The 14,094-nt window shown below is 72.4% G+C and carries 12 protein-coding genes; 5 read left to right on the forward strand and 7 right to left on the reverse strand.

Translation table 11 applies throughout. The annotated features are described in order from the left end of the window. The first annotated feature begins 82 nt into the window (after nt 1–82). Entirely contained in the window at nt 83–652 is a 570-nt protein-coding gene (locus ACIG36_RS17365; RefSeq protein WP_399928013.1) for a 50S ribosomal protein L25/general stress protein Ctc, read from the forward strand. A gap of 87 nt (nt 653–739) precedes the next feature. Continuing rightward, the gene (gene pth, locus ACIG36_RS17370; protein ID WP_399928015.1) at nt 740–1,330 is read left to right on the forward strand and encodes an aminoacyl-tRNA hydrolase; all 591 of its coding nucleotides are present in this window, start codon (nt 740–742) and stop codon (nt 1,328–1,330) included. 60 nt (nt 1,331–1,390) lie between these two features. On the opposite strand, the gene ppc is transcribed toward pth, so the two are convergent. Continuing rightward, the gene (gene ppc, locus ACIG36_RS17375) at nt 1,391–4,168 is read right to left on the reverse strand and encodes a phosphoenolpyruvate carboxylase (protein WP_399928018.1); all 2,778 of its coding nucleotides are present in this window, start codon (nt 4,166–4,168) and stop codon (nt 1,391–1,393) included. Between the two features lie 208 nt (nt 4,169–4,376). On the opposite strand from ppc, the gene ACIG36_RS17380 reads away from it, so the two are divergent. From ACIG36_RS17380 to ACIG36_RS17390, 3 genes are all read left to right on the forward strand, one after another. Next, on the forward strand, nt 4,377–5,369 hold the full coding sequence (locus ACIG36_RS17380) for an acyl-CoA desaturase (RefSeq protein WP_399928021.1): 993 nt from the start codon (nt 4,377–4,379) through the stop codon (nt 5,367–5,369). Further along, nucleotides 5,366–6,058, forward strand: coding sequence for a TetR family transcriptional regulator (locus ACIG36_RS17385; RefSeq protein WP_399928023.1), 693 nt, complete (start codon nt 5,366–5,368; stop codon nt 6,056–6,058). Before ACIG36_RS17380 ends, ACIG36_RS17385 begins: the two co-directional genes overlap by 4 nt. Nucleotides 6,059–6,157: 99 nt before the next feature. Beyond that, nucleotides 6,158–6,655 carry a MarR family winged helix-turn-helix transcriptional regulator gene (locus tag ACIG36_RS17390; RefSeq protein ID WP_399928026.1) on the forward strand — a complete coding sequence of 166 codons (498 nt, stop codon included), beginning with the start codon at nt 6,158–6,160 and terminating at the stop codon, nt 6,653–6,655. Here the strand turns inward: ACIG36_RS17390 and ACIG36_RS17395 are convergent. From ACIG36_RS17395 to ACIG36_RS17420, 6 genes are all read right to left on the reverse strand, one after another. Continuing rightward, nucleotides 6,614–7,405 (reverse strand): LuxR C-terminal-related transcriptional regulator, encoded by a 792-nt coding sequence (locus ACIG36_RS17395; protein ID WP_399928029.1) that lies wholly within the window; start codon nt 7,403–7,405, stop codon nt 6,614–6,616. The genes ACIG36_RS17390 and ACIG36_RS17395 overlap by 42 nt on opposite strands. Nucleotides 7,406–7,699: 294 nt before the next feature. Continuing rightward, on the reverse strand, nt 7,700–8,920 hold the full coding sequence (gene galK / locus ACIG36_RS17400; RefSeq protein ID WP_399928031.1) for a galactokinase: 1,221 nt from the start codon (nt 8,918–8,920) through the stop codon (nt 7,700–7,702). Then, entirely contained in the window at nt 8,917–9,897 is a 981-nt protein-coding gene (gene galE, locus ACIG36_RS17405) for a UDP-glucose 4-epimerase GalE (protein ID WP_399928034.1), read from the reverse strand. The genes galK and galE overlap by 4 nt, the downstream gene beginning before the upstream one ends. Beyond that, entirely contained in the window at nt 9,894–10,991 is a 1,098-nt protein-coding gene (locus ACIG36_RS17410) for a galactose-1-phosphate uridylyltransferase (RefSeq protein WP_399928037.1), read from the reverse strand. Before ACIG36_RS17410 ends, galE begins: the two co-directional genes overlap by 4 nt. A gap of 125 nt (nt 10,992–11,116) precedes the next feature. Further along, nucleotides 11,117–11,839, reverse strand: a complete 723-nt coding sequence (locus ACIG36_RS17415; protein ID WP_399928040.1) for a response regulator transcription factor — start codon at nt 11,837–11,839, stop codon at nt 11,117–11,119. A gap of 241 nt (nt 11,840–12,080) precedes the next feature. After that, nucleotides 12,081–13,979, reverse strand: coding sequence for a hypothetical protein (locus tag ACIG36_RS17420; RefSeq protein WP_399928043.1), 1,899 nt, complete (start codon nt 13,977–13,979; stop codon nt 12,081–12,083). Nucleotides 13,980–14,094 lie beyond the last annotated feature (115 nt).

The raw sequence follows: 14,094 nt of genomic DNA on the forward strand, positions 1-14,094 counted from the left end.
GTCCGTTATCGACGCGCTCTTCGTAGCAGGCCTGTCGTGGGCCGGGTGACCGTCCACTACAACTGTTCACGAGGAGTGCACCATGGCCGAGATCAAGCTCGCCGCTGCCGTCCGTACCGACTTCGGCAAGGGCGCCGCCCGCCGCATCCGCCGCGAGGCCCAGGTCCCGGGTGTCATCTACGGCCACGGTGCCGAGCCGGTTCACGTGTCCCTGCCGGGCCACGACCTGATGATGGCGCTGAAGACCCCGAACGTCCTGCTGTCCCTGGACGTCGAGGGCCGCAACGAGCTCGTCATCCCCAAGCAGGTCCAGCGTGACCCGCTGAAGGGCTTCCTCGAGCACGTCGACCTGCTGGTCGTCAAGCGTGGCGAGAAGGTCACCGTCGAGGTTCCGGTCCACACCGAGGGTGACCTGGCCCCGGGCGGCAACCTGCTCGAGCACACCCTGACCGCCCTGCCGGTCGAGGCCGAGGCCACGCACATCCCCGAGGCCGTCACCGTCTCCATCGCGGGCCTGGAGGCCGGTGCCTCCGTCCTGGCCAAGGACGTCGTCCTGCCGGCCGGTGTCGAGCTGGCCGTTGACGCCGACGCCGTCGTGCTGCACGTCGTCGCCGGTTCGGTGGAGGCTCCGGCCGAGGGCGCCGAGGCCTGATCCTGGCCCCTTTACGGGTTTTTCTTTGCGACCGCCGTCCCGCTCCACCGGAGCGGGGCGGCGGTTGGCTATGAAGGAGATATGCGGATGACGGACGACTCGAGCCCCTGGCTGATCGTCGGCCTGGGCAACCCCGGTGCCGAGTACGCGGGCAACCGCCACAACGTCGGTTTCATGGTGGCCGACCTGCTGGCGGAGCGGATGCGGGCGAAGTTCAAGGCGCACAAGGCGCGGGCGCAGGTGGTGGAGGGCCGGCTGGGTGCGCCGGGTCCGTCGAGCCGCCGGGTGGTGGTGGCCAAGCCGATGTCGTTCATGAATCTGTCGGGTGGGCCGACGGCTGCGCTGCGGGACTTCTACAAGGTGCCGGTGGAGCGGATCGTCGCGGTCCATGACGAGCTGGACATCGATTTCGGGCAGCTGCGGCTGAAGCTGGGTGGTGGCGACAACGGCCACAACGGTCTGAAGTCGATCACGAAGGCGATGGGTCCGGACTACTGCCGGGTGCGGTTCGGGATCGGTCGTCCGCCGGGCCGGATGCAGGTTGCGGACTTCGTGCTGAAGGACTTCTCGTCCACGGAGCGCAAGGAGCTGGCGTTCGAGGTGGACCGGGCCGCCGATGCGGTGGAGACGCTGATCGTGGACGGCCTGGAGCGGGCGCAGGGGACGTACAACAGCTGAGACGTGGGGGTGCCCCCGTGCCGTTGTCGGCACGGGGGCACCGTCATGTCCGGGTCCGCGTCAGCCGGTGTTGCGCAGGCCCGCCGCCACGCCGTTCACGGTCAGCAGCAGGGCGCGGGCGAGCAGCGGGTCGGGGGCTTCGCCCCGCTCGGCGGCACGGCGCTGCCGGTCGAGCAGCGTGACCTGCAGGTACGAGATCGGGTCCAGGTAGGCGTCCCGGATGTGGAACGTCTGGCGCAGCACCGGGCTCGCGGCCAGCAGCTCGTCCTCCCCCGTGATGCGCAGCACCTCCCGCACGGTCAGCTCGTGCTCCGCCTTGATCACGTCGAAGACGTGCTTGAGCTCCTCCGGCACCAGCGTGTCCACGTAGTGCTGCGCCACGCGCAGGTCCGTCTTGGCGAGGGTCATCTCGACGTTGGACAGGAAGTTCTGGAAGAAGTGCCAGTGGTCGTGCATCTCGTCCAGGACGGTGTCCAGGCCGGCTTCGCGGGCGGCCTTGAGGCCGGAGCCGACGCCGAACCAGCCGGGGACGATCTGCCGGGACTGGGTCCAGCCGAAGACCCAGGGGATGGCCCGCAGTCCGTCGAGGCCGGCGCCGGAGTCGGGGCGGCGGGAGGGCCGGGAGCCGAGGTGGAGCTCGGCGAGCTGGTCGACGGGGGTGGAGGCGAAGAAGTAGGCGGGGAGGTCGGGGTCCTCGACCAGGCGGCGGTAGGCGCTGTGGGCGGCGTCGGAGACGGTGTCCATGGCCGCGTCCCAGCGGGCGAGGGCCTCGTCGGACTGGCGGGGCGCGGTGTGCAGGGCGGAGGCCTGCAGGGTGGCGGCGACGGTCAGCTCGAGGTTCTCGCGGGCGAGGGCGGGGATGAGGTACTTGTCGGAGATGACCTCGCCCTGCTCGGTGACCTTGATCTCGCCCTCGAGGGTGCCCCAGGGCTGGGCGAGGATGGCGTCGTGGGTGGGGCCGCCGCCGCGGCCGACGGTGCCGCCGCGGCCGTGGAAGAGGCGCAGTCGTACGCCGTAGCGGTGGGCGACGTCGCGCAGGCGGCGCTGGGCGCGGTGGATCTCCCACTGGGAGGTGGTGATGCCGCCGAACTTGGAGGAGTCGGAGTAGCCGAGCATGACCTCCTGGACGTCGCCGCGCAGGGCGACCAGGCGCCGGTAGGAGGGGTCGGCGAGCATCTCGTCGAGGAGGCGGTCGGCTTCCTTGAGCTCGTCGGTGGTCTCCAGCAGGGGGACGATGCCGATCTTCGCCCAGCCGGCGTGCAGGTCGACCAGGCCGGCCTCGCGGGCGAGGACGGCGGCGGCGAAGACGTCGTCGGCGCCCTGGCACATGGAGATGATGTACGACTCGACGACCTCGGGGCCGAACTTCTCCAGGGCTTCGCGGACGGTGTGGAAGACGCCGAGGGTCTTGGCGCCGGCGGCGTCGAGCGGGGCGGGGCTGGGGGCCAGCGGGCGGCGTGAGCGCAGTTCCTTGGCGAGGAGCTTGCGGCGGTAGTCGCGCGGCATGTCGGTGTAGCGCCAGGACTCCTCGCCGAGGCGGTCGAAGAGCTGGCCGAGGGCGTGGTGGTGGGCGTCGGCGTGTTCGCGGACGTCCATGGTGGCCAGGTGCAGGCCGAAGGCGGACAGGGTGCGCAGGGCGCGCTCGAGGCGGCCGTCGGCGATGAGGCGGCCGCGGTGGGCGCGCAGGGAGTCCTGGATCAGCTGGAGGTCGGCGAGGAGTTCGCCGGTGCCGAGGTAGTCGCGGCCCTCCTGGTGGGGGGTGTTCTTCGCGAGGCGTTCGCGGGTGTTGACGAGCTTCTGGCGGATGCAGGTGGCCTTGAGCCGGTAGGGCTCCTCGGCGTTGAGCCGCTTGTAGCGGGGGCTGATCTCGGGCAGCAGTTCGAGGTCGCGCTGCAGTGAGGTGAGGAGTTCCTCGGTGGCGCCGCTGTTGCGGATGGAGTTGGACAGGGCGCCGCGCAGCACGTCGACGAGCTCGAGGGCGTCGGTGATGCCGTGCTCGTGCTGCAGTATCAGCACGTCCCAGGTGACCTGGGGGGTGACGTTGGGGTTGCCGTCGCGGTCGCCGCCGATCCAGGTGCCGAAGGTCAGCGGGCGGGTGGCGGCGGGCAGGGTGACGCCGACGCGGTCGAGCTCGGCGGCCAGGTCCTCCAGGACGTCGCCGACGGCGCCCGCGTGCAGCTCGTCGAGGTAGTAGATGGCGTTGCGGGCCTCGTCGGTGGGCTCGGGGCGGGCGACGCGCAGTTCGTCGGTCTGCCAGAGCAGGTCGATGTTCTCGGCCAGGCGCAGGTCGGTGCGGCGCTTGTCGCCGGTGCCGGTGTTGGTGGTCTCCAGGAGCTCGGCGATGCGGCGGAGCTTGTTGAGGACGCTGCGGCGGGCGGCCTCGGTGGGGTGGGCGGTGAAGACGGGCCGTACGCCGAGGTTCTCCACGGTCTGCCGCAGGTGCTCGGGGTCGGCTTCCTTGAGCTGGTCGGCGGTGCGGGCGAGGATCGAGCCCTCGGCGTCGCGCTTGGCGCGCAGCTCGCGGCCGCGGTGCACCTGTTCGGTGACGTTGGCCAGGTGGAAGTAGGTGGAGAAGGCCCGTACCAGCTTGGCGGCGGTCTCCGGGTCGGTGGTGCTCAGCAGTTCGGCGGCGGCTTCGCCGTCGGTGCGAGTCAGGGCCCGGACGCGCTCGACGAGGTCGAGGAGTTCGTCACCCTCCTGGCGGACGAGGGTCTCGCCGAGGAGGTCCCCGAGACGGCGGATGTCGGCGCGCAGGGCGGCGCTGCGCCGTGCTTCGGTCTCGCCGGCGGGCGTCTGCGGGGCTCCGGCGGCGAGGCTGGTGTGGTCGGCACTGCTCACAGGTGCAGCTCCTTGCAGAGGTTCTGAGCACGTCTGGAGGGGTGGCGGACCGCGCTGTCCGACGCCCCCAGCATAGGTCGCCGTACGACGCGCGGTTGCCTGCGGCCTCTTGCCCGGTGCCCGAGCCCTGCCATACTTACGAAGCCGTAGGTTACGGAACCGTAGCCACGAAGCCGTAGCCAAGCTCCGAACCCCATAAGGGATCCCCATGACTGCAAGCCCCGACGTGATCGAAGACGCGCCGAAGGCCCAGGAGACCCCGCTGCCCGCCGGCACGCTGGGAAGCGACAGCAAGCGTTCGATCGAGCAGATCACGCTGCTGCTCTTCATCACCGTTCCGTTCATCGCGCTCGTGGCCGCCGTCCCGCTGGCCTGGGGATGGGGTGTGAGCTGGCTGGATCTGGGCCTGATGGTGGCGATGTACTACATCGGCTGCCATGGCATCACGATCGGCTTCCACCGCTATTTCACGCACGGTGCCTTCAAGGCGAAGCGGCCGCTGCGGATCGCGCTGGCCGTGATGGGTTCGCTGGCGGTGGAGGGTCCGCTGGTGCGCTGGGTGGCGGATCACCGCAAGCACCACAAGTTCTCCGACGCCGAGGGCGACCCGCATTCGCCGTGGCGGTACGGCGAGAGCGTGCCGGCCCTGCTGAAGGGCCTGTGGTGGGCCCATGTGGGCTGGATGTTCGACGCGGAGCAGACGCCGCAGCAGAAGTACGCGCCGGATCTGATCAAGGACCCGGCGATCCGCGCGGTCTCGCGCCAGTTCGTGCTGTGGACGACGGTCTCGCTGCTGCTGCCGCCGCTGGTCGGCGGTCTGGTGACGTGGTCGTGGCAGGGGGCGGTGACGGCGTTCTTCTGGGGTTCGCTGGTGCGGGTGGCGCTGCTGCACCATGTGACGTGGTCGATCAACTCCATCTGCCACGCGGTGGGCAAGCGTCCGTTCAAGTCGCGGGACCGCTCGGGCAACGTGTGGTGGCTGGCGGTGCTCTCGTGCGGTGAGTCGTGGCACAACCTGCACCACGCGGACCCGACGTCGGCGCGGCACGGGGTGCTGAGGGGGCAGCTGGACTCCAGCGCCCGTATCATCCGGTGGTTCGAGAAGGCCGGCTGGGCGTACGACGTGCGCTGGCCGAACGCGGGCCGGATCGAGTCGAAGCGGAATTCCCAGGGGAAGGGCGATGCCGTTCACGCGGCATGATTGACAGCGTGGCGATCGACAGCAATACCACCAGTGACAAGGACCTGCCTCCTGCCCCGCGCCGGGCCCGGCCCCGCCGGGTGCGGATGACCGGCGCGGAGCGTCGTGAGCAGCTGCTGGACATCGGTCGCACGCTGTTCGCCGAGCGGGGCTTCGAGGGCACGTCGGTGGAGGAGATCGCGGCGAAGGCCGGGGTCTCCAAGCCGGTGGTCTACGAGCACTTCGGCGGCAAGGAGGGGCTGTACGCGGTGGTCGTGGACCGCGAGATGCGGCAGCTGCTGGACATGGTGACGGGCGCGCTGACGGCGGGCCACCCGCGCGAGCTGCTGGAGCAGGCGGCGTTCGCCCTGCTGGACTACATCGAGAAGTCCACGGACGGCTTCCGCATCCTGGTGCGCGACTCGCCGGTGGCCCAGTCGACGGGCACGTTCGCGTCGCTGATCAGCGACATCGCCACCCAGGTGGAGGACATCCTGGGCCTGGAGTTCAAGGCCCGGGGCTTCGACCCGAAGCTGGCCCCGCTCTATGCGCAGGCGCTGGTGGGCATGGTGGCGCTGACGGGTCAGTGGTGGCTGGACGTGCGCAAGCCGAAGAAGGCCGAGGTGGCGGCGCACCTGGTGAACCTGGCCTGGCACGGGCTGGACGGCCTGGAGGCCAAGCCGCGGCTGGTCGGGCACCGCAGGAGCTGACCGGGCGCGGTGCGTGGTGAGGGGCGCCTCCGGGCGCCCCTCCTGATCATCTCTTGACGTCAAGAGACTTCATGTCGACAGACCTACTACACTGATCGCATGGAGGACGAGGTCGATCGGCTGGTCGCGGCGTGGCGCCGAGAGCGCCCCGACCTCGACGTGGAACCACTCGAAGTGCTCAGTCGCGTCAGCAGACTCGCCCGTCACCTGGACCGGGCCCGGCGGCTCGCCTTCGCCGAGCACGAGCTCGAGCCCTGGGAGTTCGACGTCCTGACCGCGCTGCGCCGGGCCGGTGCGCCCTACCAGCTCTCCCCGGGCCAGCTGCTGACCCAGACCCTGGTCACCTCGGGCACCATGACCAACCGCATCGACCGGCTCGCCAAGAAGGGCCTCGTTCAGCGCGAGCCCGACCCCAGCGACCGGCGCGGTGTGCTCGTCCGGCTGACCGCCGAGGGGCGGGACCGCGCCGACCAGGCGCTCGCCGGGCTGCTGGCCCAGGAGCGGGCGATCCTCGCCGAGCTCTCCCCCGACCGGCGCGGCGAACTGGCGGGCCTGCTACGCCAGTTGACCGCCCCGTTCGACAACGTCCCCGGCTAGGTCCACCGGGCCCACCCCGGCCCGCCGGGCCAGCGCCACCGCGGCCAGCGTGGAGTGCACGCCCAGCTTGCCCAGCACGTTCTGCATATGGGTACGGACCGTGTGCGGGGAGAGGTAGAGCCGCTCGGCCACGGCCTTGCGGCCGAGCCCGGCCACCATGCAGCGCAGCACCTCGCGCTCGCGCGGGGTGAGCGACTCCACCAGCCGTTCGCTCTCCGTGCGGTGCTTGCGCGCGGCCGTCAGCTCGCGCAGGACGCCCGTCAGCAGGGCGGGCGGCAGATGCGTCTCGTCCCGCAGCACACCGCGTATCACCGCCAGCAGCCGCGAGAGCGAGCAGTCCTTGGCGACCCAGCCGCCGGCGCCGGCCTGCAGTGCGGCCGCCGCCCGCCGGGGGTCGTCGCGCTCGGCCAGCACCACCGTGCGCACGCCCGGGTGGCCCGAGCGCACCCTGGCCACCAGCGAGATCCCGTCCACCGTGCCCTCGGGCGGCCCGTGACCGTCCTGGCCGCCCGGCCCCCTCGGCTGGCCCGGGACCTGTGCGGCGTCCGGACCCACCGTGCCGAGATCGGCGTCGATCAGCAGCACGTCGAAGCGCCGCCCCTCACCCGCCGCGCGCTCCAGCGCGCGCAGCGCCGCCGGCCCGCTGCCGGCCGCCGAGACGTCCACGTCCTGCTCGGCCGCGAGGGCGGCGGCGAGCGACTCGGCGAAGATGCGGTGGTCGTCGACCACCAGTACCCGAATTCGTGCCACAACCACCCCCATGTCCCGGAAGGCGAGGGCAGTGCGGGTACGGCGCCCGAACCGGGGCCGCCACGCGCGCACGGCCGCCGCCGTGCCCTGACAACCACCCCGCCCCGGGCGTCGTACCTGCCTGTCTCGCCCCCTGATCAGCGTCGGCCCCCACCGACGCTGTGCATCAGGGTACGGCCGGGGTCCGGCGACGGAAGGCGATTGGCAAAACTGCCTGACCCGGGTGTTTATCGTGAGCTTTATGTTCAGTATTGGGGCGGTGAACGACTCGGAACGACGTGATGTGGTTCCGGCTCAGTTCCGCTGCTCGTTCCGCTCCCCGTCCTGCTGCACGTCCTGCTGCCCGTCCTGCTGCCCGTCCTGACCCGACCGGCGCGCGCCGTCGCCCGGGGTCGCCGCGAAGACGCGCGGGGCACGGTGGCCGGCCGCCGCGAAGGCGCCGGTGACCGCCCGCTCCACCTCCCCGGCGGCCGCCTCCTCGGCCAGCACCAGGGCCGAACCCCCGAAGCCGGCCCCGGTCATCCGGGCGCCGAGCGCGCCCGCCGCGAGCGCGGCCGCGACCACCAGATCCAGCTCGGGGCAGGAGACCGCGAAGTCGTCGCGCAGCGAGGCGTGCCCGGCGGTCAGCAGCGGGCCGGCGGCGCGGACGTCCCCCGCGTCCAGGAGCGCGGCCACGGCCGCCACGCGGTGGTTCTCGGAGACGACGTGGCGCACGAGCGCCCGAAGCGCCGCGTCATCGCCCAGCGCGCCCAGGGCGGCGTCCAGTTGGTCATGGGGCACATCGCGCAGGGCGCGCACGCCCAGCGCACGCGCGCCCGCCTCGCAGCCCGCGCGCCGCCGGGCGTACGCCCCGTCGCCCAGCGCGTGCCGCACCCGGGTGTCGACGACCAGCAGCACCAGGCCGCACCCGGCCGGGTCGAAGGGGACCTGGCGGTGCGCCAGGCTCCGGGTGTCGAGATGGAGGGCGTGCCCGGTGACGCAGCAGGCCGACGCCGTCTGGTCCATGGCCCCGCAGGGCACACCCACGAAGGCGTTCTCCGCGTGCCGTGCCAGCCGGGCCAGCTCGGGGCGGTCCGGCGCCCGTCCGTGCAGCTCGGTCAGCGCGAGCGCGGTGGCGACCTCCAGCGCCGCCGACGACGACAGCCCCGCCCCCACCGGCACGTCGCTCTCCACGTGCAGGTCGGCGCCCGCGATGTCGTACCCCGCCTCGCGCAGCGCCCACAGCACCCCGGCCGGGTACGCGGCCCACCCCCGGACGGCCCCGGGTGCCAGCCGGTCCACGCGCAGCTCGACGACGCCGCCGCGCGCGGCCGCCGAATGCAGCCGCAGCCGCCCGTCCCGGCGGGCACGGGCGGCCACCCGGGTGCGGTGCGGCAGGGCGAGGGGCAGCACGAAGCCGTCGTTGACGTCCGTGTACTCGCCGATGAGGTTGACCCGGCCGGGCGCCTCCCACACGTCCTCGCACGCGGTGCCGTACACGGTCCGGAAGGAGCGGGCGGCCTGCCGGGCGCTCACCCGGTGGCCCTGCCGTGCCGGGCGAAGTCCCAGGCGTCCGCGATGATCCCGGCCAGGTCGGGGCGCTCGGGCCGCCAGCCGAGCAGGTCGCGGGCCCGTTCGGCGGAGGCGACCAGCACGGCCGGGTCGCCGGGGCGGCGCGGGCCGGCGGTCTCCGGGATGGGGTGGCCGGTGACCTTGCGGGCGGTCTCGATGACCTCGCGGACGGAGAAGCCGTTGCCGTTGCCGAGGTTGCAGATCAGGTGGGTGCCGGGGCGGGCGGCGCCCAGGGCCAGCAGATGGGCGCCGGCGAGGTCGGCGACATGGAGATAGTCGCGCACGCAGGTGCCGTCGGGGGTCGGGTAGTCGTCCCCGTGCACGGAGACGGCCTCGCGCTCGCCGAGGGCGACCCGCAGCACGAGGGGGATCAGATGCGACTCGGGGTCGTGCCGCTCGCCGTAAGGCCCGTACGCGCCCGCGACGTTGAAGTACCGCAGCGAGACGGCGGCCAGGCCGTGGGCCGCGCACTCGCCGGTGATCATGTGGTCCACGGCGAGCTTGGTGGCGCCGTAGGGGTTGGTGGGGCGGGTGGGGGCCTCCTCGGTGATGGGGACGGAGGCCGGCTCGCCGTAGGTGGCGGCGGTGGAGGAGAAGACGAGCGTGCGCACCCCGGCCCCGCGCATGGCGGCGAGCAGTTCGAGGGTGCCGCCGACGTTGTTGCGCCAGTAGGCCTCGGGCGCCGCCACTGACTCCCCCACCTGGGAGAAGGCCGCGAAGTGCAGGACGGCGTCGTAGGAGGGGTCCAGCCACCGGGCGGCGTCCTGCACCCGGCCCTCGATGAGGCCGGCTCCCTCGGGGACGCCGTCGCGGTGGCCGGTGGAGAGGTCGTCGAGGACGGTGACGGTGTGGCCGGCGGCCAGCAGGTGGGCCGCGACGACGCTGCCGACATAGCCCGCACCGCCCGTGACCAGGTACTTCCTGCTGATTCCGCTGCTCATTGACTCGCTACCTCTCGCAGTCGCTCGGCCGCGGCCTCGGGCGGCACATCGTTGATGAACACGCTCATGCCGGATTCCGAACCGGCGAGGAACTTCAGCTTTCCGGCAGAACGGCGAATGGTGAAGAGCTCGAGGTGAAGGGCGAATTCACTCCTGTGGGGATGACGGAACGGCGCCTGGTGCCAGGCGGAGACGTACGGCGTGGGCCGCCGGTCCGCGGCGCGTTCCCCCGTGCCGCGTTCCCCCGCGCCGCGTTCCCCGCCCCGGTCGTCGAATATCCGGTCGAAGCGCCGCAGGAGCTCCAGGTAGAGCCGGGGGAACTCGGCGCGCGCCGCGTCGTCGAGGGCGAGCAGGTCGGGCACCCGGCGGCGCGGGTAGAGGTGCACCTCATAGGGCCAGCGGGCGGCGTGGGGCACGAAGGCCGCCCAGTGCTCGCCGTCGAGGACGGTCCGCCGGCCGTCGGCCAGCTCGCCGGCCACGGTGTCGTCGAAGAGGTTGCGGCCGCCGGTGCGGGCGTGGTGGCCGGCGACCGAGGCGAGGACGCGTTCGGTGCGGGGGGTGACGAAGGGGTAGGCGTAGATCTGGCCGTGGGGGTGAGCGAGCGTCACGCCGATCTCCCGGCCGCGGTTCTCGAAGCAGAACACCTGCTCCACTCCGGGCAGGGCGGCCAGTTCGGCGGTGCGGTCGGTCCAGGCGGCCAGGACGAGCGCGGCCCGGTCCTCGTCGAGGTCGGCGAAGGAGGCGTCGTGATCGGCGGTGAAGCAGACCACCTCGCAGCGCCCGGCGTCGCCGGACAGGGCGGGGAAACGGTTCTCGAGGACGACGACCTCGTAGTCGGCGGCGGGGATCTCGGTCGGCCGGCCCTCGCGGGAGGGGCACAGCGGACAGCTGTCGGCCGGCGGGTGGTGGGTGCGCGCCTGGCGGTGGGAGGCGATGACGACGCTGTCGCCGACCAGCGGATCGCGGCGGATCTCGCTCGTGCCGGCGGGCCGTCTCAGGGGCCGGAGGTCGACGGCGTCGCGCACGGCGTCGTCGCGGGAGTCGTAGTAGAGCAGTTCGCGTCCGTCCGCGAGCCGGGTCGCCGTCTTCTTCACGCCGCCTCCTCAGCCACCACCACACAGAAGCGAACACAAAGAATCACGACCCGACAGCGCGGTCAACGGTGTGCGCCGGCCGGTCGCGTCGTACCCGCCAGGACGAAACCGGCGCGCCGTACCCGTCAGGGCGTGCCCGGTGTGCCCCGGGGCGGGCCGGGCTGCGGAGGGATGCGGTCGCCGCCACCGGTGGCCCGGTCCAGCAGGCCCGTGCGGGCGGCCAGGGCCGCCGCCTCGAGGCGGGAGCCGACCCCGAGCTTCATCAGGACGCGCTGGACATGCGTACGGGCCGTGCTGGGCGCTATCCCCATGCCGGCCGCGATCAGGCGGGTGTCCTCGCCCTCGGCGACCCGCACGAGCACCTCGACCTCGCGCGGGGTGAGCAGCTGCAGCAGCCGGGCGCCCTCGTCGTCGGGCTGGGCGGCGGGGTTGAGCAGCTCGGCGAAGGAGCCCTGCAGCAGCTGCGGGTCGACGGCGGCCTCGCCCGCGCGGGCCTTCATCATGGCCCGCTCGACGCCCTCGATGCGCTCGTTGTGACGTACGTAGCCGGAGGCGCCGGCGGCGAAGGCGGCCGCGATGCCCAGCGGGCTGGGCACGGGCCCGAGCACGACGACCGCGACCTGCGGGCGCTCGCGCTTGATGCGGACGACCGGGTCGAAGGCGCCCGGCTCGGCCGGGGACGCCGTGCCCAGCAGGCAGACCTCGGGGGCGCGGCTGATCACCAGGTCGGCCGCTCCCGCGCTGGGCGCGGCCGCGGCCAGTACGCGGTGGCCGCGCAACTTCAGTGCCGAGGCGAGGGCCTCGGCCAGCAGACGGTGGTCGTCGACCACCATGAGCCGCACGCCCATTTGCGCTTCCCCCCTGTCGCCCGCTGCCGCCGCCTGCCGCCCCGCGTACATCTCCCCGGCACCCTCTTGCTCCCGGAAGCTACACGCTTGTTCGACGTTCCGCGCCCCTTACCGGTGAGAAGTCCCCCGGAATGCCGAAATCCCTGCCAATCACGTGTACTTCGCGACTGAAACGGATCGTTCAGGCATGTACGCGCGATGGACAGGGATACGGCTCGAGCCGCTCGTCAAACGATCATTATCAGCTTCCGCCGAAGATCATGGTGAGGTACTCCTTGCCCGTGCTGTACGAGCTGGGCTTGTTGGCGTAGCTGTCGCCCAGGTAGAGCCGGCCCTGGGACCACAGGCCCTGGTGGATGGAGGGCGAGATCGAGCGCTCGGTCTCGGCCGAGGAGGCCGGATTCTTCAGCAGCACATCGGTCTTGAACGTCTTGGGATCGATCCGGACCACACTGCCGCCGTCCCTGTAGGTCGGCTCCTGGTACCCGATGGCGTAGCCGTCCTTGTCCAGGCCGAGCGGAACCAGCGTGGAACCGGCGACGCCGTCGGCCTTGCCCTTGGAGTTGCCGGTGGCCAGGTCGAACCCGACGATCTCGTTGACCCGGCCGACCTGCTGGGCGTTGCCGCTCTGGTGGTCCTCGGTGGGCAGGTAGAGCGTGTCCTTGCTGATGGCCAGTCGCATGCAGCCCTCGACGTCCGTCGCGGGGCACTTCGGCGTGAACTTGCCGTTCTGCGTGGAGATCTTGCTGCGCAGCTTGCCGTCCTTGGCGCTGTCGTCGATCACCAGGAAGTCGGAGGCGGCGCTGCCGGTGGAGTCGCCCGCGTCGACGGCGATGACCAGCGGGTCGGTGGACGCCACGTGCACGTACTGCAGGCCGGAGGGCACCTTGTACTCGGACTTGACCGAGCCCGAGGCCGCGTCGAGGGTCTGCACCAGCATCTGGGGCTTGGAGTAGTCGCCGCAGCGGCGGACCGCGACGAGCTTGCCGCCGCCGCCGTAGCCGTCGTCACGGCAGTTCTCGCCCGGCTTGGGCTTCCACAGCTCCTTGCCGTCGGCCAGCGCCCAGGCCGCGCCGCCCCGGGTACCGCCCGCGGCGACGGTGCCGCCGCCGATGGTGACCTCGTCGAAGCTGACGTCCCGGTCGCCGTCCTTGACGGTCTTCTGCCAGACCTTCTTGCCGGTGTTGATGTCGAGCACGACGACCTGGGTGCAGGGGCCGCCGTACTTGTGCTCGGAGCTGGGCTTGCCGTCCTTGACCAGCAGCGCGATCCTGCCGTCGGGGCTGGTCTGCTTGGAGCCCCAGCACAGCTCGCCGTCGAGCGGGTACTCCCACTTCGGGCCGCCGGACAGGCCATAGCCGTTGATCTTGTAGACGTCGGCCTTGGCGAAGGCCTTGTCGCTGACCCACATGCCCTTGACGCTGACCAGGTCGTCGACCTTGGGCTGCTCGACGCTGAAGAGCAGCTTGCCCTCGACGGTCTTGGGCGCGGCGTTGCCACCGCCGCCGGAGCCGCCCTGCTTGCCGGTGCCCTGGCCGCTGTTGGAGCCGCCGTTCTTGGCCTCTTCCTCCTTGCCGTCGCCCTTGGTGACGAAGTAGAAGACGCCACCGCCGACGACCAGCACGAGGGCGACCACGGCCGCGATGACGACCATCATCTTCTGCCGGGCCTTGCCGCCGTCGGGCGCGCCGCCGGGCACGCCCGGGAAGGGCGTGGTGGGCGGGTACATGCCGTACTGCTGCGGCGGGCCCTGCGGGTAGCCGTAGCCGGGCTGGGCGGGGCCCTGCGGGGCGGCGCCGAAGGCCTGGGTGGGCATGTCCGCCCGGCCCGGGGCCGCGCCACCGGGCCGGCCCGGGTAGCCGTAACCGCCCGGCGCCGGCGGCGGACCGGCGGGCGCGCCCGGCGGGGGCGGCGGGGTCTGCGGGTAGCCGTAGCCGGCCTGGGCCGGCGGCTGCGGGGGCGCGGCGGGCGGCGCTGCCGGGACGGTCGGCGGGCCGGCGGGCGGGGCCGGCGGCGTGGCCGGAGCCGCGGGCGGCGGGGCGCCGAAGCCGGGGGGAGGGTCCTGTGGCGCGCCGAAGCCTCCGCCCGGCGGGACCGGCGGGCCCTGCGGTGGCTGTGGTGGCTGGGGCGGCTGTGACATCAGCTTCCTCTTTACGCGCGGGTCCAGGACACGAATCCCGCCAGTGTGCGGCAGGCGAGCGAGTGTTCTTTCTACCACCCGGCACCGACACCCCAATGGCCGATCTCAGACGTAT

The sequence above is a fragment of the Streptomyces sp. NPDC053048 genome (genome assembly GCF_044547045.1).
Taxonomy (GTDB): Bacteria; Actinomycetota; Actinomycetes; order Streptomycetales; family Streptomycetaceae; genus Streptomyces.